Annotated in this window: 21 protein-coding genes; 10 read left to right on the forward strand and 11 right to left on the reverse strand. The window is 42.0% G+C overall.

Annotated elements, in window-relative coordinates; all coding sequences use genetic code 11:
• Window positions 1-3: 3 nt before the first annotated feature.
• On the reverse strand, window positions 4-378 hold the full coding sequence (locus WA256_RS16360) for a BlaI/MecI/CopY family transcriptional regulator (protein WP_054554650.1): 375 nt from the start codon (window positions 376-378) through the stop codon (window positions 4-6).
• A 68-nt stretch (window positions 379-446) separates the two neighbouring features.
• On the reverse strand, window positions 447-1,133 hold the full coding sequence (locus WA256_RS16365) for a pseudouridine synthase (RefSeq protein ID WP_269408432.1): 687 nt from the start codon (window positions 1,131-1,133) through the stop codon (window positions 447-449).
• 80 nt (window positions 1,134-1,213) lie between these two features.
• Here WA256_RS16365 and WA256_RS16370 point away from each other — a divergent pair, with 80 nt between their 5' ends.
• The gene (locus tag WA256_RS16370; protein WP_062566248.1) at window positions 1,214-1,519 is read left to right on the forward strand and encodes a DUF6482 family protein; all 306 of its coding nucleotides are present in this window, start codon (window positions 1,214-1,216) and stop codon (window positions 1,517-1,519) included.
• 47 nt (window positions 1,520-1,566) lie between these two features.
• Window positions 1,567-1,974 carry a GNAT family N-acetyltransferase gene (locus WA256_RS16375; RefSeq protein WP_335992630.1) on the forward strand — a complete coding sequence of 136 codons (408 nt, stop codon included), beginning with the start codon at window positions 1,567-1,569 and terminating at the stop codon, window positions 1,972-1,974.
• A 13-nt stretch (window positions 1,975-1,987) separates the two neighbouring features.
• Here the strand turns inward: WA256_RS16375 and WA256_RS16380 are convergent, their stop codons facing one another.
• From WA256_RS16380 to lptM, 8 genes are all read right to left on the reverse strand, one after another.
• On the reverse strand, window positions 1,988-2,347 hold the full coding sequence (locus WA256_RS16380) for a HopJ type III effector protein (protein ID WP_332393200.1): 360 nt from the start codon (window positions 2,345-2,347) through the stop codon (window positions 1,988-1,990).
• A gap of 9 nt (window positions 2,348-2,356) precedes the next feature.
• Complete coding sequence (locus WA256_RS16385; protein ID WP_335992631.1) at window positions 2,357-3,469, reverse strand: retropepsin-like aspartic protease; 1,113 nt, start codon at window positions 3,467-3,469, stop codon at window positions 2,357-2,359.
• Window positions 3,470-3,538: 69 nt separating this feature from the next.
• On the reverse strand, window positions 3,539-4,249 hold the full coding sequence (locus WA256_RS16390; RefSeq protein WP_335992632.1) for an HAD-IA family hydrolase: 711 nt from the start codon (window positions 4,247-4,249) through the stop codon (window positions 3,539-3,541).
• Between the two features lie 12 nt (window positions 4,250-4,261).
• Window positions 4,262-5,215 carry a tyrosine recombinase XerC gene (locus WA256_RS16395; protein WP_062566243.1) on the reverse strand — a complete coding sequence of 318 codons (954 nt, stop codon included), beginning with the start codon at window positions 5,213-5,215 and terminating at the stop codon, window positions 4,262-4,264.
• Window positions 5,212-5,823: a DUF484 family protein gene (locus WA256_RS16400; RefSeq protein ID WP_062566242.1), complete on the reverse strand. Its 612-nt coding sequence runs from the start codon at window positions 5,821-5,823 to the stop codon at window positions 5,212-5,214. The genes WA256_RS16395 and WA256_RS16400 overlap by 4 nt, the downstream gene beginning before the upstream one ends.
• Window positions 5,820-6,650, reverse strand: coding sequence for a diaminopimelate epimerase (dapF, locus tag WA256_RS16405; RefSeq protein WP_054563683.1), 831 nt, complete (start codon window positions 6,648-6,650; stop codon window positions 5,820-5,822). Before dapF ends, WA256_RS16400 begins: the two co-directional genes overlap by 4 nt.
• Before the next feature lie 64 nt (window positions 6,651-6,714).
• The gene (lysA, locus tag WA256_RS16410) at window positions 6,715-7,968 is read right to left on the reverse strand and encodes a diaminopimelate decarboxylase (RefSeq protein ID WP_335992633.1); all 1,254 of its coding nucleotides are present in this window, start codon (window positions 7,966-7,968) and stop codon (window positions 6,715-6,717) included.
• Window positions 7,969-8,148, reverse strand: coding sequence for an LPS translocon maturation chaperone LptM (gene lptM, locus WA256_RS16415; protein WP_054554660.1), 180 nt, complete (start codon window positions 8,146-8,148; stop codon window positions 7,969-7,971).
• Window positions 8,149-8,296: 148 nt separating this feature from the next.
• Here lptM and cyaY point away from each other — a divergent pair, with 148 nt between their 5' ends.
• The 8 genes from cyaY to add all read left to right on the forward strand — a co-directional run bounded on the left by cyaY (window position 8,297) and on the right by add (window position 17,917).
• Complete coding sequence (gene cyaY, locus WA256_RS16420; protein WP_054554661.1) at window positions 8,297-8,620, forward strand: iron donor protein CyaY; 324 nt, start codon at window positions 8,297-8,299, stop codon at window positions 8,618-8,620.
• The gene (locus WA256_RS16425) at window positions 8,617-9,273 is read left to right on the forward strand and encodes an alpha/beta hydrolase (protein WP_304637546.1); all 657 of its coding nucleotides are present in this window, start codon (window positions 8,617-8,619) and stop codon (window positions 9,271-9,273) included. Before cyaY ends, WA256_RS16425 begins: the two co-directional genes overlap by 4 nt.
• Window positions 9,274-9,294: 21 nt before the next feature.
• Window positions 9,295-10,182: a DUF2914 domain-containing protein gene (locus WA256_RS16430; RefSeq protein WP_335992634.1), complete on the forward strand. Its 888-nt coding sequence runs from the start codon at window positions 9,295-9,297 to the stop codon at window positions 10,180-10,182.
• Window positions 10,183-10,218: 36 nt separating this feature from the next.
• Complete coding sequence (gene hemC, locus WA256_RS16435; RefSeq protein WP_335992635.1) at window positions 10,219-11,157, forward strand: hydroxymethylbilane synthase; 939 nt, start codon at window positions 10,219-10,221, stop codon at window positions 11,155-11,157.
• 1 nt (window position 11,158) lies between these two features.
• Window positions 11,159-12,979 carry a uroporphyrinogen-III synthase gene (locus WA256_RS16440; RefSeq protein WP_335992636.1) on the forward strand — a complete coding sequence of 607 codons (1,821 nt, stop codon included), beginning with the start codon at window positions 11,159-11,161 and terminating at the stop codon, window positions 12,977-12,979.
• On the forward strand, window positions 12,976-14,085 hold the full coding sequence (locus tag WA256_RS16445) for a heme biosynthesis protein HemY (protein ID WP_063528576.1): 1,110 nt from the start codon (window positions 12,976-12,978) through the stop codon (window positions 14,083-14,085). Before WA256_RS16440 ends, WA256_RS16445 begins: the two co-directional genes overlap by 4 nt.
• Before the next feature lie 30 nt (window positions 14,086-14,115).
• Entirely contained in the window at window positions 14,116-16,812 is a 2,697-nt protein-coding gene (locus WA256_RS16450) for a CHASE domain-containing protein (protein WP_335992637.1), read from the forward strand.
• A 103-nt stretch (window positions 16,813-16,915) separates the two neighbouring features.
• Complete coding sequence (gene add, locus WA256_RS16455) at window positions 16,916-17,917, forward strand: adenosine deaminase (RefSeq protein WP_335992639.1); 1,002 nt, start codon at window positions 16,916-16,918, stop codon at window positions 17,915-17,917.
• Window positions 17,918-17,926: 9 nt separating this feature from the next.
• On the opposite strand, the gene WA256_RS16460 is transcribed toward add, so the two are convergent.
• Entirely contained in the window at window positions 17,927-18,343 is a 417-nt protein-coding gene (locus WA256_RS16460; protein ID WP_054563674.1) for a CBS domain-containing protein, read from the reverse strand.
• Window positions 18,344-18,469 lie beyond the last annotated feature (126 nt).

Consider the following 18,469-nt stretch of genomic DNA (forward strand, 5'->3'; position numbering starts at 1 on the left):
GCCTTATTTTTGCTGTTTTTCCCAATCATCAATGACCTTTTTCAGCTCATCAATATCATGTTGCGAGAGTTGCTCTGATTTAGCAAAGCCACTCACCAGTGGCGCAATACGGCCATTAAAAAAGCGTTCAATAAAGCTTTGGCTTTCTTTTAATGTGTATTCTTCACGGGCGATGCAAGGAGTGTAGTTATATTGGCGGCCTTGTTTCTCGAAGCTAAGTGCACCTTTTTTAACTAATCGGCTTAGTAGCGTTTTGATGGTTTTTTCGTGCCATTCTTTATCGTCACTTAAACGCGCAATTACTTCACTTGCCGTGGCTGGGTAGCCAAGCCATACCGCATCTAATACTTCAAATTCAGCTTTAGAAAGTTCAATCATTTTTATGCCTACAGATGTAATCTTTAAGTTAAGATTACACGCGTAATCAATTAATGCAAACTTTTTTGTTAGAGAATGTCACTTTTTTTGATACTGACTATCTGTCCTTCGGGCAAATTCAGCGTGGTGAGTGACAATTTTGCGATATCTGTGCGGTGCAGGTCGATGACTTTGTAGCCACAAAAACGAGCCATTTTACGTATTTGCCGATTTAAGCCTTGTTTTAAGACGATACAAAACTGTGTTTCGGTGACTTGAGCCACCTCACAAGGAAGGGTTATTTGTTTATCGACAGGCACACCGTTTGCCATTTTTTTACAAAAATCACTATCAAGAGGTTTATCTACGGTGACTAAATAGCGTTTGGGTTGGTGGTAATCAGGGTGGATAAGTTGATTACAAAACTCACCGTCATTGGTCAAAATCAACAAACCTCGGGAGTCTTTGTCGAGCCGGCCAATTGGGTAAACCCGAGTGGTTTTAGGTAGACTATGAATAAGACTGGTTGGGTCGTCAGCATTTAATTTGCAATCTATACCAACGGGTTTGTGATAAGCAAAGTAGGTGAGTGGCGCTTTTTCTGATATTTTTTCGCCAAGTACAATCACATCATCGTGCTCATCAACATGATCTATATGATTTGCGGCACGGCCATTTACTGTTACCTCACCTTGATCTATCAAGCGCGATGCTTGCTTTCGAGAGCAAACACCCGCATGGGCAATAAATTTAGCAAGTCGTACTTTTTCTGGCATGAGTGATTTTTGTACAATTAATTTGATCACAGTATATCAAAATCACGTATAAATAGTTCCACCACCAAAGAGGAACGCACATGCCTATCAAGTTATCAGAGCTTGCAGATCACCAACCACTGCAAAAGGTCATCCTTCATTCATTAGAAATGGCGCTGTATCAAGTGTCTGTGGTAATTAATAACGTTGAGTATTATGTTACTGATGAGCAAGGTGAGTTTATTCGTGATATTAGCCCGTTGCATATTCAAAAGCGTCTTGATCACCTAAGTTATGGTGACATGGTTCTACGCCACACCAGTGCTTATGATGAAATGTGCGGTCAGCCCGAAAAGCTGGCGAGTAACATGCTCGAAGTACCCTATGGCAAGAACCACTTATACTGATTAACGATATAAGCGTATACTGAGTCATAACATTTTATAGGTATACTATGTATCAATTAAAAAGTGATGACTCAGCTGATCTAAACAACCAGCTAAGAGAACATATTGTGGCTTTTAACGCTGAGCATTTTAATGCCGAGCGTATTCCTTTAGGTTTTAAATTTGTTAATAAACAAAATAGTGTTGTTGCCGGTATTCATGGCCAAGTATTTGGTAATTGGCTGCTTATTAGTTGGCTTTGGTGTGATGATAAGACTCGTGGTAAAGGGCTAGCGACACGGTTGTTAGCTGAATTAGAGAGCAAAGCTAAAGCATTTGGTGCAAGCACCGCTCAACTTGATACGCTCGATTTCCAAGCCAAACCCTTTTACGAAAAAAACGGCTACCAAGTTAAATACGAGATGAAAAACTACCCACTCGACGGCTGCCGTTATTTTATGGAAAAAACCCTTTAACTATTGGTTTTAATCACTTCGCCTTAAGCACGTCTTGCTCGGTAAAAGTAATCCCTAAGAAAGGGGTCGCTTCAGGGGCAAGCATAAAGGTGCGAATGTTCATATGGTCTTGCCCTTCAGGATTGGGCAACACGTCATCACGATAAAACGCGCCAAAACAATCTAGGGTATTTTGTTTGCTTAGTTGATTAAGCTTTGCAAAGGCAAAAATTTTACACGAACCGTTATTTTCATTTGCTTCGCTTAGCAGGCCATGATTGTTAAAACCGCTTGGGGTAAAATCATAATTGTTGTCTATAACCGCCATGGTATCGGTAAACTCAATTTGCTGTGGTGAGCTTGCTAATGTCGCCAGAAATTCGTTAAGAGTCATTGCTTGTCCTTAAAAATTGTTCTTTATCAACTCTAACTCATTCACTTGCTGATTGATATTAAACTTAAAATTCTCTAAAAAGTTCATACCTAATAAGCCATAGCCAGCATGATTTTCTATTATCAGCACTTCAAAATTACGAATACGTTGTTGACCGACTTGAAATGATTCGAGCTGATAACGCTGTGCTTCAACAATTCCATTAGCTGTGTTTACTTGCAAGGTGCCAAGGTAATTGGCTGGGGTGTTAAGCGAGTTTAATAATGTTTGGTTAATTACAGTAAAGCTAGCGCCCGTGTCGATCATCAGCTCGGTTTCAATATCATCGTTGATAATACTGTTTACTAAATAATGTGAACCTCGAGCGGTTAACTCTATAACTTCAACACCTGCGAGGGCTTGTTGAATCAACTTATGTAATTGCTCAGCCTGTTGTTTATAGTCATGATCTTCGGGTAGTTGATCTAGGGTTATTTGGCTCGCGACATAATCTTCTAAATGGTAGTTAGCTAATGCATGGTTATATAAGTAATGGGCGTTGCCAGGCGCGTAATCAAGCCATTGTTGACTAATATTAAGTAGGGCTTGCCATTGTTGTGCTGCAGTAAGCTCATCAATATAGGATGTGCTTAGCTCGTCTATTTGTTTGTTAAGTTGTTGCTTATCATTGCTGTCTAACTGGTTGCTAAGAGCCAGTAAATTGATAATACCTTGTTGGGTATCACCTTGTGCGATTAAACGCTTAGCTTCAAGTTCAAGCATGGTGACATCGTAAGGGTGGCTATTTAAAAAGGCCGTTAAAAATTGCTCACTTAAAGTGAATTTTTGATGGGAAAGCCATGTCTCAAGTTGTTGTTGCCAAGCTTGCTTTAGCTGCCTTGCATAGCGAGGTTCATTCACAAGTAATTGAGTGTACTCAGCGACGGCTTTATCAAATAACTGATTGCTAAATAGTGCAACTGCTTGCTGGAAGTGGGCAGGTAAGACCGTGCCTTTTTGTACTTTAGGCGCTGGTGCGACAGTTTCTATTTCTATAGGCTTTGCAGGGTTAAAAAGCTGCCAAATAAAGTAACCATTTAAACTAAGAGAAAGTAGCAATATTAATTTAAGAAAAGCATTCATCCGTTTCGCCCACCAGTTTTAAATCTTCGTTGCCTACTTACTCAGCATAAAACAAATTTCTCAAAGTCGTTACTTTTTAATCAAATGATTGAGCGCCATGATATTGCTTATTTCAATATCTGCTAATCCTTGATAACGATATTGCGTTGCTTGGTTATTTAGCCAAACGCTTTGGCATCCGGCATTATTGGCACCTTGGACATCAGTATCTAGGCTATCGCCAATGTGCAAAATTTCCTTGTGAGGCACTTCTAATTTTTTGGCTGCGCTATCAAATAAGGCGCTGTGCGGCTTTGCTTTTCCGTGTGGGCCTGCTTGTAAAACTAACTCAAACACACCATTAAGGTTAAACTTTTCTACTTCGACATTACCATTGGTGATGGCGATGAGGCGGTAGTGTTTACTGAGGTTAGCAAGTAATTCAAGCACTTCATCAGACACGGTTATTTGACTGCGGGCATCAGCGAATGCCTGATAAGCGTTTTCGGCATGCAACTGAGCTTGCTCTGCTGAAAAACCCAGATCGGTCATGGCATAGTGTAATGCTGCTTGTCGCCAGCGCGTCACATCATCGATTAGAGTGGCATCCTGCTTTAAAGCACACTCGCGGCATTTTAACCAGTAGTTGATACTATCGGCGGGCCATTGGTCTAACGCTTCGAGGTAATCAGCTTGTGCTTGCAAGGCTGACTTTATGATCGGATGGTTGTTGTAAAGTGTGTCGTCTAAATCAAAACTTAAAACAGAAACTGGCGATAGGGCACGGTTAAATCGGATCATAATGGCAAGGGGTTACTCTGATGTTGAGCGCTTTTTAGCGCGTGGATGGGTGTTATCGTACACTTTAGCTAAATGCTGAAAATCTAAATGCGTATAAACTTGAGTTGCAGACAAACTACTGTGTCCTAACAGTTCTTGTACGGCGCGCAAATCCCCTGATGATTCTAAGATATGTGAAGCAAACGAGTGGCGTAATTTATGTGGGTGCACTTGCGAGCTGATCCCTTGCTTAATACCCCATTCTTGCATGCGAAGGCGAACTTGGCGTACGGAAATTCGCTTTTTTTGGCTGCTAACAAACACGGCTATTTCATCAGGGTGTGCAAACTGAGGGCGAATTTTCAGCCATGCTTTTAATGCACTGAGCGCTTTGCTGCCTACAGGTAATAAACGTTCTTTGTTACCTTTACCACGGACTAAAATTTCGCCTTCAGTGGGGTTTATATCTTGTATGTTGGCGCCAACTAACTCGCTAATGCGCAGACCCGAAGAGTACATTAATTCCATCATAGCTTTGTCACGAATAGCTAAAGGCTCATCATCTGGCAGTTCTAGTAGCTTAGCCATTTGATCTACGTCTAAATTTTTGGGTAAAGGCTTGGAAAATTTTGGCCCTTTAATGGCCTCTGCCGGATTGTGATAATGTGCCTGACTGGCTATATTTTTGGCTTTTAAGAATTTATATAAACTGCGAATACAACTTAGTTTTAAACTGATTGTGCGACCACTCAATTGTTTACTTCGCATTTGCATGCTGTAACGGCGAATATGCTCACCTTGAACAGCAAACCAGTCTTCACATAGTTTACTAAAGTACAAAGCTGCGAAGCCTAGCTGGCTAGTGTATTGGTTTACTGTGTGCGCTGAGTATTGTTTTTCGTAGCGTAAGTAGTCTGCAAATAGTTGGATGGGTGTTCGCCAAGCATCACTTAATTCATCAATGTCTGGCGTCGTCACATCGCTCATGCAAGTTCCAATAAGCGCAGTTGCAATGAGCGCACAAACTCAAGGACAAAAAAGCTGTCTTTTGCCGGTTCGAAGTGATTTACGTCATCACTACCAAACGCCAAAATAGCCACAGGGTGTTTCGTGTTACCGATTAAATATAAAGCAGTCGATTGAGTTGTGTCTGAAAACAGTAAGTCTCTTTCTTGCTGACTTACTCGACCCAAATAAATACCGTCGTTTTGCAGGCGGTGGGCAATTAATTCATCAAACTTTGTATCGTACTTAACTAAGTGGCATTCGTTAATGGATGGGTTCGTGCAGATAATATTGCGCAAGTTGCTAGCCAGTGTCGTAAAGTCGTAGTTAGTCCATAACTGACGATGACAGTCGCTAAATAAGCGGTAAATTAACTCGTTTTCTTTTGCTTGTTCAACGAGCTGCTCAATCTTATTTTTTAATAACGTATTGTGTTCACGTAATTGGCGCTGTTGAATATGCACCAAAGACGTTGCTCCCGCCGTTTGCTGTTGTAGTTCAACTTCAGCGAGTACATCAGGGTTTTTAATAAAAAAATCAGGGTGTGCTTTTAAATATTCAGCAATTTGTTGTTCTGTTAGTTTGCTCATAGTGCCACTTGTCCATCAAAAACATGCTCAGCAGGGCCTGTCATTCGTACAGGGTGCCCTTCACCTTGCCAGCGTACTTGTAAACTGCCGCCTGGTAAGTCAACTTGTACGGTAGTAGCAAGTTTACTTTGAATTTGACCAACCACGACCGCAGCACAAGCACCTGTACCACAGGCTAAGGTTTCACTAACGCCACGTTCCCACACTCTTAGTTTAATGTGATCTTGCGAAATTACCTGCATAAAACCAACATTTGCGCGTTGTGGAAAGCGTTCATGATTTTCAAGGAGTGGGCCTAAGGTGGCGACTTCTGCGCTATGAATGTCATCAACTTCTAACACGCAATGCGGGTTACCCATCGATACTGCGCCACTAAATACCGTATGTTCTTCCGTACGAAGAATATAGGTCAGCTCACGCTTGCTGGCTTTTAATGGGATTTTGTTCGGTTCAAAATTGGGGTGGCCCATATTTACCGTTACTTGACCATCTTTCTCTATATAAAGCGTGAGGTTACCAGATTTTGTTGAAACCGAGATTTTATGCTTATTGGTCAGGCCTTTCATACGTACAAAGCGAGCGAAACAACGCGCACCGTTGCCGCACTGTTCAACTTCGTTACCATCGGCATTGAAAATACGATAATGAAAATCGAGATCAGGAGAGTAAGGGGCTTCAACCATAAGCAGTTGATCGAAGCCAATGCCGAAATGGCGATCTGCCAGCTTCTTTATTTGATCACGTGATAAAAAAACATTTTGAGTAATGTTATCAATAACGACAAAGTCATTACCTAGGCCGTGCATTTTTGAAAAATTAACTAACATAACGCTCTAATTCGGGTTTGCTCTGAGCTAATCATGCCACAGAGCAGGGCGGTTATAAAAACGTTTATGGTAAAATTTTCTCACCTTGCCAAAGGCTTTCTAAGGTTTCGCGTTGGCGAATTAAATGGCTTTGCTGGCCATCCACCATAATCTCTGCAACACGCGGGCGTGAGTTGTAGTTTGAGCTCATGGTAAAACCATACGCGCCAGCGCTGCGTTGTGCTAATAGGTCACCAGCTTGAAGTGCAAGCTCACGGTCTTTACCTAAAAAGTCGCCGGTTTCACAGACAGGGCCGACAATGTCGTAGTTGTAAGTAGGCGTATCATCTGCGCGAGGTTCAACTGGCACAATACTTTGCCAAGCCTGATACAGCGATGGACGCAACATATCGTTCATGCCTGCATCAACAATAGCGAAGAACTTATCTTGGTTTTGTTTAATAAACTCAACTTTAGTAACTAAAATACCTGCGTTGGCTGCAATCGCACGACCAGGTTCAAAAATAAGTTCTAAATTTTGGTAGTCTGCTAATCGAGCGGTAATTTTATCAACATACTCGCTTGGGTGAGGAGGTGTTTCGCCATTATAAGGCACGCCAAGGCCACCACCGATATCTAGGTGAGTTAGCTTGATGCCAACCGCTTTTAACTCTTCGATAAGAGTCAGTACTTTTTCAAGGGCTGCTAAGAAAGGTTTTATTTCCGTTAGCTGCGAACCAATGTGGCAATCTACACCAGTAATTTTTAAACCGGGCAGAGATGCGGCATGTTGATACACCGTCACTGCAGTTTGAATATCAATACCAAATTTATTCTCTTTTAAACCAGTTGAGATATAAGGGTGCGTTTTTGCATCTATATCTGGGTTTACGCGAATCGAAATCGGTGCCACTAAGTTAAGATCCGTTGCCACTTTTGAAATTCGTTCAAGCTCAGCCACTGACTCAACGTTAAAACACTTGATCCCCAATTCAAGTGCATAGGCAATTTCGTCAGCGGTTTTTGCAACGCCAGAAAACACAACCTTACTAGCGTCACCGCCTGCTTGAATAACGCGCGCAAGTTCACCTTTTGAGACAATGTCAAAACCTGAACCAAGTCGCGCTAAAATGTTCAGCACGGCAATATTTGAATTGGCTTTTACGGCATAGCACACCAAGCTCTTATGTGACTTAGCAGCGTCTGCAAATGCTAGATAATGACGTTCAAAGGTTTTGCGAGAATAGATATAACAAGGCGTACCATATTGTTCGGCAAGCTCTTTGACAGCGATGTCTTCAGCGAACAGCTGATTATTATTGTAGTTAAAAAAGTCCATCTATTGGTCCTGTTTTTGCTCTGGTTGTTCGGATGGATCAGCTTGTGGCTGAGACTTTGCAGGCGGCTTAGTATCATCTGGCAGATAAAGAGCACCACTTTGTCCGCAACCTGCTAGGGTTAGTAGAAGGGCGCTTAGAGGTAAAATGGTTTTTAATTTTTGGCTATGAGTCTCTTTCATTAGATTAATACGGTTGCTGGCTTTATAATCGCAGAGTAACAGAATATTTAAAAAATGCAGCTATTCGCGGATGAATTTATTCCTGTTACACTTGATGTACACAATCTGCCCCCAGATCTAGGCTTAAAGCCAGTTAAAGGACACTAAAATGACTGATCATGAATACCACACACTAGCCGATGCATTAATGCTAACTATTGAAGAGCAAATCGATGAATGTGATGCCGATTTAGACTATGAATCAGCGTCAGGTATTTTAGAAATCATCTTTCCTGATCGCAGTAAAATTGTGATCAACAAGCAAGCACCATTACACCAAGTTTGGGTAGCGACTAAATTTAATGGTCACCATTTTGAACTACGCGACGATAAGTGGATTGATAACCGCTCAGGTGCAGAGTTTTGGCAATTTATGTGTGATGCGGCAACTCGTCAAGCAGGTCAAACAATTGAATGGCGTTCTGAACTATGAGTTTAGAGTTTGTTGAGTACCCAGCGCAAGGCGACCACAAAGCAACGGTTATCTGGCTACATGGTTTAGGTGATTCGGGTGATGGTTTTGCTCCAGTTGCACCGCAACTTGCTCTACCAAAAGAGCTTGGCGTGCGATTTGTGTTTCCACATGCGCCAGTGCAGCCGGTCACCATAAATGGCGGTATGGCAATGCGTTCTTGGTACGATATTAAATCAATGGATTTAGATAAGCGTGCTGATGAGCAAGGAGTGCGTGAATCTGCTGCAAAAGTGGCTGCAATTATTGATCAAGAAATTGCAAAAGGTATCGCTCCTAACAAAATTATTCTTGCCGGTTTTTCGCAAGGGGGTGTGGTATCGCTGCACTTAGCGCCACGTCTAGATTATAAATTAGCGGGTGTAATGGCACTTTCAACCTATATGTGTGTGCCTGCAAAATTAGCCGATGAAGCCAAGCAGCAGGGGTTAAATATTTTTATGGCACATGGTCGATTTGACGATGTGGTACCGCATAGCGCAGGCAGACAAGCATTTGACGTGCTTAGCGCTAATAACATGGAAGTAAGCTGGCAAGACTATCCGATGGCGCACCAAGTTTGTGGTGAAGAGTTAATGGCTATCCGTGAGTGGTTAATTGCTCGCTTGAGTTAATTTTTGGTTTTAGAGGCCAACATGACAAAGAAACTTGTAATTACAGCAAATATGAATGCCGTTGAATCGGCAGGTTCAACTCCTACAGCAGTGACTTATCAATGGCATTGGCGACGCATCTTTATGGTCAGCAGTGTTATCTTAGTTGCGCTGGCTATATTAGTGTATAGCTTTATTGGTGCTGTAAATGCTGAGCAATCACCGCAAGATGAACCGCAAGCAGAGTTTACAAATGCTGAATTACAAGCTCCTTTAAATGACGCTGAGCAAGAAGAGCCAAAAGAAGTCGATGCTTTGTCAATTAATGAGCAAACACCGCAGGCTGATAGCACAGAAACTGCTGAAGCAGAGGTTGAGAGTTCAAACATTGTAGAACCTGAGGTTACGACAGTAGAGGTTGAGATCGACAGTGAGCAGGTTGTTGATGAGCAACAACCTGAAACACCAGCTGTCACTCTTGATGAAGAGCCACCACAAACTGAACAGCAAGTAGAGATTGCTGCAGCTCCTGATGCTCAGCAGCAGTTTTCGCAGTCAGCGCATATTGCCAGTGTCGCAATTGGCGCTAAAATAGACACAGATAAAGTGAGCCGCGCGGTATTAACAACCGATGTTGTTGATCGAGAACCAGTAAACGTTTTAAAAAACGATGTAAAATTAGCGCAAATAAGCAATAGCCTGAGCTTTTTTAGCGAGCTTAGAAATATGCAAGGGCAAACTGTTCGTCACCAATGGTATTACCAAGATCAACAGCTTGCTTCGATTGAATTGGCGGTAAGTAGTCCACGTTTTCGTACTTATTCAACGAAAAACATTATGCCAGAGCAACTGGGTGATTGGCGTGTTGAAGTTATTGACGCAGATGGCAACTTACTGGCCCAAAAAGAATTTAGAATTTTAGCTGAGTAACATTTAGTATCAGCCTGATAATTAATTGGATTTTTCATGACACAGACAACAAAACTAGTTCGTATCGCTACCCGTAAAAGTGCACTTGCTTTATGGCAGGCTGAATTTGTAAAAGCTCAACTAGAGCACTTCCACGACGACGTAACGGTTGAGTTGGTTCCTATGTCGACACAAGGCGATATTATCCTTGATACACCACTGGCCAAGATTGGTGGTAAAGGCTTATTCGTAAAAGAGCTTGAGCAAGCCATGCTTGATGGTCGTGCAGATATCGCGGTGCATTCAATGAAAGATGTGCCTGTTGAGTTTCCTGAAGGCCTAGCGTTACACACAATTTGTGAGCGTGAAGACCCGCGCGATGCGTTTGTATCAAACAACTACAAAAGCTTAAATGAGTTACCACAAGGCGCTATTGTTGGTACATCAAGCTTACGCCGCCAATGCCAAATTCGCGAAGCTCGCCCTGATTTAGACATTCGTGATTTACGCGGTAATGTTAATACGCGTTTAGCAAAACTAGATGATGGTCAATATGATGCAATCATTCTAGCTGCAGCGGGTCTCATCCGTTTAGAAATGCCAGAGCGCATCACTGCCTTTATCGAACCTGAAGTATCATTACCTGCAAATGGTCAAGGTGCTGTAGGTATTGAGTGCCGTATTGATGATGAAGTGACAAAAGCACTGTTAGCGCCACTCGAACATAATGAAACACGTATTCGTGTTAATGCCGAGCGTGCTATGAATCGCCGTTTAGAAGGTGGTTGCCAAGTGCCAATTGGTGCATTTGCATTGGTTGATGGTGAGCAAGTGCATTTACGTGGTTTAGTGGGCGCTATTGATGGCAGCCAAATGCTGCGTGATGAAGTGACAGGCCCTGTGGCTGACGCAGAGCAGTTAGGTATTACACTTGCTGAAAAACTACTTGAGCAAGGTGCTGATAAAATTTTAGCTGAAGTATATAGAGACGCTTAATATGCATATTTTGATAACTCGTCCAGAAGGTAAAGGCACTGAGCTTGCTCTTGAGCTTCAGCAGGCGGGTTATCAAACAACCCTGTGTCCTGTTCTTACCTTAGATTACCTCACAGTAAATAGTAGTGAGCTCGCGCCGCTAGAAAATGCCGATAAAATCATTTTTATCTCGCAAGATGCCGTGCATGCCTTGTTAAAACTCACACCAACCATCAACAAAGCAGCGCAACTTTATGCGGTCGGCCAGCAAACGGCTGATGCGGTTTATGAAGCCTTTGGGCGACGTGCTGCAGTACCCAAACAGCATGATTCAGAAGGTCTGCTTGAATTAAAAACACTACAAGATGTTGAGCTAAGTAACATCGTTTTAGTGAAAGGTGAAGGTGGGCGCACGACCATAGCAAAAACCTTAAAACAACGTGGTGCTTTATTAAATCAGTTGGTTGTTTACAAGCGGAGCGCAATTGAGAGCGAACCGGGCAAGTGGATGGACCACTGGCAAACAATTGATGTAGAAGGTATAGTCATTACCAGTAATGCAGCGGTGGATGCCATTTTTAATGGCCTAAATGAGCCTCAGCTTGCATGGTTGAAAGAGCGACAATTTTTCGTTGCCAGTGAGCGTATCGCTGATTATTTAAAGCAACAAAATGTCGCAAGAACACAGATACATATTGCTGCAGGGGCGAGCGACAGCGCTATGTTCACCTGCATTAATCAGCAAGGTAGCAGAATGAGTGAAGCAGAATCAAAACAACCCGCAAAGCCAGTGACCGCACAGCCAGAGAAAAAAACGCAAACGGCAAATACTGGGGCGAAGGCGCCTGTACAAGCTAAAAGAGGCATAAGCAAAACAGGTAGCTTAGCGTTACTTATTTCACTTTTAGTGGCTGGTGCAGTTGGCTATGAGTTTTATCTAAAATTAAATAGCGATCAGCAATCGGCTGTGGCATTGACTGAGCTGACAGATGAAAACCTACGCTTACAGCAGCAAATTGATGCATTAAAAAGTGCCCAACAAACAATGCAGCACTCGCTTTATAACAGTGAACAAAAGGTCACTGATGCACTAAATGAAAGTGCTGAGCAAACACAGCAGCAATTACAAGCGGCTTTAAAGCGCGCCGAGCAGCAAACTTTCACGCTTAATCCGCAAGAAGTCACAAGCCTGCAGCGTATGGCCGAGTTTAAATTGTGGGCAGAGCACGATTACCAAGGGGCTGCTGCTGTGCTATCTCGCTTAGATAGCTTACTTGCAGAACACCCGGGTACAGGCGCTATTCGCCAAGCAATTCACCAAGATTTACAAACCTTGAATGCCATAGAACCTGTGGCTGTTGAAGCAATTTATTTAAAACTGCATGGCATTAATCAAAAAGTTGATGAACTGGTATTTAATGCTATTTCACTCCCTGAAGAGGTCGTCAAAGAAGACCCAAATCAATTAAGTGAAAATGTCAGTGAATGGCGTCAAAACCTTGCCAAGTCGTGGCAGCAGTTTAAAGACTTCTTTGTAGAAGTACGCACACGTGAAGATATGGTTATCGCACCATTTTTAAGTGAGCAAGAGCGTCACCTAGTAAAACAGCGCTTAAGTTTATACTTAGCTCAAGCGCAAGATGCGGTATTAAGTAAACAAAGTAGTGTGTATTTTAGTGCTGTTGATGCTGCTCATAGCTTGGTAAAAGATTACTTTAAACAAGATGATGCGCAAACAAAAGCGGCCTTAAAAAGTCTTGCTGAGCTTTCTAAAGAGCAGCTCGATTTTAGTCCAAAAGTGTCACTACAAAGTACTGAGCAGGTGAAGGAGTGGGCACAATGATCCGCTTTTTATTAATCATTATTGCAATAGCAGTCTGCTTAGGGATTGCCCCTTTTTTTATAGATCAAAAGGGTTATGTCTTAATTGCCTTTAATAAAACGACCATTGAAGGGACTATTTGGGGCGTTACTGCACTTTTAATATTAGCATTCGCTGCACTGTTTTTACTTTATAAGCTTTGCCGTTACGTAATATCTTTATATAGCCATACACGCCATGGTTTCTTTGCGCGCAGTGAAGAGCGTAAACAAGCAGCTATTGAGCAAGGTGTATGGAGCTTAATTAATAACGATTATACGGAGCTTGAGCTTGCACTTGATAACAACAGTGTTGCAGATAAGTGGAGCGATATACGTTATGCGCTTCTTGCCAAAGCGGCACTGGCGAATAATGAAAATGAAAAAGCGATTAGCTATCTTGATAAAATAAGCCAAGATAAGCAGCTAAAAGTGGCTAATTTATGGATTGCTAGCGGCGAAACCAGCACTATCTTTGCTGACCTTAAAGCGTTAGCTGAACGCAAAAAAGCCTCTCGTTTAGAGCTTAAAATGTATGCCCATGTTTTAGTGCAAGAGCAAAAGTGGGCGGCACTTAATGACTTTATGCCACGTTTATTACGTAAAAAAGCTCTTTCTGAGCAAGAGTGGCAACAATTGTTTGACCGTTACTTTGCAGCTCAGTCAAACGCGGATTTAACTGAGCGTTATGAGCAATTAGCCAAAAACTTGAAGCCACACGCAGAGGTAAGCTATTTAACGGCGATGGCGAAGGCAGGTGAGTTAAACAAAATTGAGCTAAGCTTAATTAAAATGATCAAAAAACCGCTACAGCATAAAGATTTAGCACGTATTTTACGTACTAGTAGCGCTGGCGATGCTCTCAAGCTGCAATCAAGTTTGCAGGATATATTAAAAAAAGACACCGAAAATACAGACTTATTACTAGCCCTTGCATGTTTAGCAAATGCTCACGGTGAATATGACCTAGCCGCGCGAGTGTTTGATAAAGCGCTTAATGCAGATAATCGCCATGCTTATTTACAGCAAGCGGTGCTAAGCTACAGTAAGAGTGCCCAACCAGAAAAAGCATTGGTACTCTATCAATAATTTTACTCCAGCCAGCAAAGGAGCGATGGCTTGAAGAACTTATTTACACTGACAATAAGCATTGCACTTGCTTACTTTCTTACAGGGTACTTAAGTAATTCATTGCTGGCGATTGATGGCTATGCGGTTGCAGCATGGCCGCCTTCAGGTATTGCGCTTGCCAGTATCTTGCTACTTAGAAATCGTGCCTTGCCAGGGGTTCTGCTAGGGGCATTCTTTGTAAACCTTATTCACCTTGATAAAGCCACTGATATTTTTCACTGGCAAATGATGCTGCAGGCAATTGGCGTAACAACTGCATCTACATTCCAAGCTTGGCTTGCCTATTACATTATTATTCATATCGTTAAACGCCCGATTGAATTATCGTCATTAAAGCAAAGTATGCTTGGTTTAATGATTGGCGGCCCTTTGTGTAGCTTGATTGCTGCATCAATTGGCACCGGCTTACTGGTCATTAACAATGTTATTCCAAGTTACGCGGCGCTTAATAATTTTATCGCATGGTGGATTGGCGATAGCATTGGGGTACTGATATTCACGCCATTAATTTTAGCGGCATTTAGTTACCATCATACTCGCCAGCGGCTGCAAATCATTGTGCCGTCGCTATTAATTTACGTGGTTATTTGTGTCAGCTTTTATGGTGCAGCCAGTGTAAAAAAAGACAAAGACTTACAGCGCCAGCAAGCCAAAGTCAATGCTATTCACACGAACCTTGAACATAAAGTCGATGAAATTAAGTCGCACTTAGCCTTACTCGCAACTTTTTTTGCTAGTAGTGACATGGTTGATTTTGACGAATTTAAACGCTTCACATCAAGGCAACTACAATACAGCGAAGAAATTCTAGCCTTTGAGTGGGCACCTAAAGTGATTCACTCACAACTAAATAATTATCAAAACTTACTGCGTGATGAACTCGGCGCAGATTACTACGTGAAAGAAAAAAGTGCTGCAGGCCAGTGGCAGCCGGTGAGTAAGCGAGCAGTGTATTATCCGGTACAATATATTCACCCACTAGCAGGGAACGAACCTGCGCAGGGCTTTGATTTAGCCTCAAACGAGTTACGCAAAAAAGCATTAACAGACTCTCGATTAATTAAAAATGTTACCGTCAGTGAGCCTATTACCCTGATGCAAGGTGATGATCACGGAAAGGGCGTTTTATTCTTCAACCCAGTTTATTCAGACATTAATCATCAGGTCGGGTTTAGAGGTTATGTTGTCGCCGTGCTCAATTTAGAAGTGTTAGCACAAACACTTAATTTTAATCAGAACACTGAGATTGATACCAGCTTCTATGATGTTACTGACGGCAGTAACCCTGTCGAAATTTACAGTCCACACCGTGTTGGTACAGCGGCCATTGCGAGCTTTAATTTTATTATTGGTGAGCGTGTTTGGCAGGTAAAGCTATGGGAGTCAGTTACACAGTCATCATGGTTGCCTTATTGGTTGGCGCAAATAGTGGGTATGCTGTTTGTTTGGTTATTGATCACTTTTTTGATTTCAGTAACTGGCACTAATATTCAAATTCGTCAGCAAGTGGCAAAGCAAACTCAAAGCCTTCGCGAAGAAAAATTAAAAGCCGATAAAGCCAGTCAAATTAAAAGTGAGTTCTTGGCGAATATGAGCCATGAAATACGCACGCCTATTAATGGTATTAAGGGTTTGCATTATTTAGCAATGCAAGAGCCTGACTGGCAACAAGCCCGAGGTTATATTGATCAAGCCGATGGTGCACTGAATGTACTATTACGGGTAATCAATGATGTTTTAGATTTTTCTAAAATAGAAGCGGGGCGATTGGAGCTACATCAAGAACCAATAGATGTGAATGCGTTGGTTAGTGAGCTGACTAATTTATTGCAGTTTGAGCTTAACTCTCGCTCTTTAGAATTTAGAGTTGAGCTTGATGCTTCTGAACACCTACTGATCCATACCGACCCAATTCGTTTAAAACAAGTATTGTTGAATTTGTTAAACAATGCGGTGAAGTTCACTCAAGAAGGCACGATTACATTACGTATTTGGCAGCAGGGTGAATTTACTTATTTTAGTGTTATTGATACAGGCATCGGCATCAGTAAAGAGGCCCAGCAGCGACTGTTTAAACCATTCTCACAAGCCGATAGCTCAACCTCTCGTCGCTTTGGTGGCACAGGTTTAGGCTTAAGCATTTGTCAAAAACTCATTGTTATGATGGGAGGCGAGATAAGCCTCAGTAGCACTGAGGGGCAAGGTTCAACGTTTACAATTTCGCTGCCATTTGAGTCTCCTCTTGAAGAGGTGATTCATAGTGATGATGAGTTAGCTGATATTGATGTGACTGCTGTTTCATTTGCCGATGATGCAATTCTGTTGGTTGAAGATAATCCATTGAATCAACATGTGGCGAGTTCGATTTTAAAAACTAAAGGTTGCCAACCTGATATCGCTAAAGATGGCCACGAGGCTATTAAGATGATCAGTGAAAAAAGCTATGACCTTGTGCTTATGGATATTCAAATGCCGAATATGGATGGCTTACAAGCGACTAAGGTTATTCGTAATGAACTGCTGATCACCGATTTACCTATTATTGGCTTATCGGCAAATGCTCATGATGATGACCTAAAGAAAGGCTTAGCCAGTGGTATGAATGGTTATTTAACTAAACCAATTGATGCAGATAAACTTTTTAAAACTTTGTGGCATTTTTTGCATAATGCTAGCAGCCATTAAAGCAGACATTTGACCTCTAAAAAGTAAATAAAATCATCTAAACTTGAAATATCGCCGTGGGTACGTATGATCCGCGCAAATTTACTGAACCTGAGTGCTAATTATGATCAATAACAAACTCCCTTTGCTTGATATTCACCGTCATCTAGATGGTAATGTTCGCCCACAAACGATCTTAGAGCTTGGTCGTCAGTTTAATCTTGAATTACCTGCTGACAACATTGAAGCGCTTATTCCGCACGTACAGGTTATCGACCCTGAACCAAATTTAGTGGCGTTTTTACACAAGCTAGATTGGGGTGTAAAAGTATTGGGTGATTACGATGCTTGTCGTCGAATTGCTATTGAAAACGTTGAAGATGCGATTGCCCAAAACCTCGATTACGTTGAGCTTCGTTTTAGCCCATATTATATGGCGCAAAGCCAAGGCCTACACCCGCAAGGTGTTGTTGAAGCGGTGGTTGATGGTGTAAAAAGTGCGTGTCATAACGCACCAATTAAAGCTAACTTAATCGGCATCATGTCGCGTACATATGGCACCAAAATCTGTCAGCAAGAGCTTGATGCGCTTCTTGCTTTTAAAAATGATTTAGTTGCGGTTGATTTAGCTGGCGATGAAATTGGTTTCCCGGGTGAGCTATTTGTTGATCACTTTAAACAAGTTCATGATGCATACTTAGCTGCCACGATTCATGCCGGTGAAGCGCGAGGTAGCGAAAGCATTTGGCAAGCAATTAACGAGCTTGGTGCAACGCGTATTGGTCATGGTGTAAAAGCGATTGAAGATGCTGCACTAATGGATTACTTACGTGATAAGCGCATTGGTATTGAGTCTTGCTTAACCAGTAACATTCAAACCAGCACTGTTGCTGAGCTTGCAAAACACCCGTTAAAAACCTTCTTAGACCATGGTATTTTGGCATCAATTAATACTGATGATCCAGCAGTTGAAGGTATTGAAATAGCGTATGAGTATCAAGTAGCAGCACCTGCGGCAGGCTTAAGCCAAGCCGATATGGAAAAAGCGCAAGCTAATGCGCTTGAAATTGCTTATTTAAGCGATGCAGATAAAGCTGCTTTAAAACAGTTAGCTGTTAATCGTTAAGCAGTTAACTTACACTTGGTGCTCTTGGCATGAGACATAGTTTTCATACAATGCCTTGAGCACGTCACCTCGGCTGATCATGCCAACAACCTTACCATCCTCGATAACCGGGTAGTTTTTTGGCTTACCAGTTTGCATACCATCTGCCAGCTCTATGATGTTTTGATCGCTACTCACGGTAACAACATCGGTGCGCATTAGCTGTTTTACCTTCACTACACCATCACAGAAATAACTGTTTTGCATGAGCGGTTGCAGCAGCTCTTGTTCAGAAATAAAGCCAACTAGGCTTTTGTTGTCATCGAATACAGGTGCGCCTAGTAATTTAAATTTTTGCAGCTCGCTAATCGCGGTGGTCATTTCAGTTTCAGGCGTAATGTGTGGCAACTTACGTTGCATAAAGTCTTGTACTTTTGTATTTAGCATTTGGGTCTCTCCCCATCGTTATTCTAATCAGAGTATGGTCAAGGAAATGCAGTTTGTGAAATCGTTTAGACGGATTAAGGCGATAGGTAAAACAAATAAAAAAGGCATCCAAATTGGATGCCTTAA

The organism is Pseudoalteromonas sp. CH_XMU1449-3, from assembly GCF_037027245.1.
In the GTDB taxonomy this organism is placed as follows: Bacteria; Pseudomonadota; Gammaproteobacteria; order Enterobacterales; family Alteromonadaceae; genus Pseudoalteromonas; species Pseudoalteromonas shioyasakiensis.

Bases quoted from the DNA above. Each gene is read 5' to 3' on its own strand.
- WA256_RS16360 (WP_054554650.1), bottom strand. From the start codon at position 378: ATGATTGAACTTTCTAAAGCTGAATTTGAAGTATTAGATGCGGTATGG.
- WA256_RS16365 (WP_269408432.1), bottom strand. From the start codon at position 1,133: ATGCCAGAAAAAGTACGACTTGCTAAATTTATTGCCCATGCGGGTGTT.
- WA256_RS16370 (WP_062566248.1), top strand. From the start codon at position 1,214: ATGCCTATCAAGTTATCAGAGCTTGCAGATCACCAACCACTGCAAAAG.
- WA256_RS16375 (WP_335992630.1), top strand. From the start codon at position 1,567: ATGTATCAATTAAAAAGTGATGACTCAGCTGATCTAAACAACCAGCTA.
- WA256_RS16380 (WP_332393200.1), bottom strand. From the start codon at position 2,347: ATGACTCTTAACGAATTTCTGGCGACATTAGCAAGCTCACCACAGCAA.
- WA256_RS16385 (WP_335992631.1), bottom strand. From the start codon at position 3,469: ATGAATGCTTTTCTTAAATTAATATTGCTACTTTCTCTTAGTTTAAAT.
- WA256_RS16390 (WP_335992632.1), bottom strand. From the start codon at position 4,249: ATGATCCGATTTAACCGTGCCCTATCGCCAGTTTCTGTTTTAAGTTTT.
- WA256_RS16395 (WP_062566243.1), bottom strand. From the start codon at position 5,215: ATGAGCGATGTGACGACGCCAGACATTGATGAATTAAGTGATGCTTGG.
- WA256_RS16400 (WP_062566242.1), bottom strand. From the start codon at position 5,823: ATGAGCAAACTAACAGAACAACAAATTGCTGAATATTTAAAAGCACAC.
- dapF (WP_054563683.1), bottom strand. From the start codon at position 6,650: ATGTTAGTTAATTTTTCAAAAATGCACGGCCTAGGTAATGACTTTGTC.
- lysA (WP_335992633.1), bottom strand. From the start codon at position 7,968: ATGGACTTTTTTAACTACAATAATAATCAGCTGTTCGCTGAAGACATC.
- lptM (WP_054554660.1), bottom strand. From the start codon at position 8,148: ATGAAAGAGACTCATAGCCAAAAATTAAAAACCATTTTACCTCTAAGC.
- cyaY (WP_054554661.1), top strand. From the start codon at position 8,297: ATGACTGATCATGAATACCACACACTAGCCGATGCATTAATGCTAACT.
- WA256_RS16425 (WP_304637546.1), top strand. From the start codon at position 8,617: ATGAGTTTAGAGTTTGTTGAGTACCCAGCGCAAGGCGACCACAAAGCA.
- WA256_RS16430 (WP_335992634.1), top strand. From the start codon at position 9,295: ATGACAAAGAAACTTGTAATTACAGCAAATATGAATGCCGTTGAATCG.
- hemC (WP_335992635.1), top strand. From the start codon at position 10,219: ATGACACAGACAACAAAACTAGTTCGTATCGCTACCCGTAAAAGTGCA.
- WA256_RS16440 (WP_335992636.1), top strand. From the start codon at position 11,159: ATGCATATTTTGATAACTCGTCCAGAAGGTAAAGGCACTGAGCTTGCT.
- WA256_RS16445 (WP_063528576.1), top strand. From the start codon at position 12,976: ATGATCCGCTTTTTATTAATCATTATTGCAATAGCAGTCTGCTTAGGG.
- add (WP_335992639.1), top strand. From the start codon at position 16,916: ATGATCAATAACAAACTCCCTTTGCTTGATATTCACCGTCATCTAGAT.
- WA256_RS16460 (WP_054563674.1), bottom strand. From the start codon at position 18,343: ATGCTAAATACAAAAGTACAAGACTTTATGCAACGTAAGTTGCCACAC.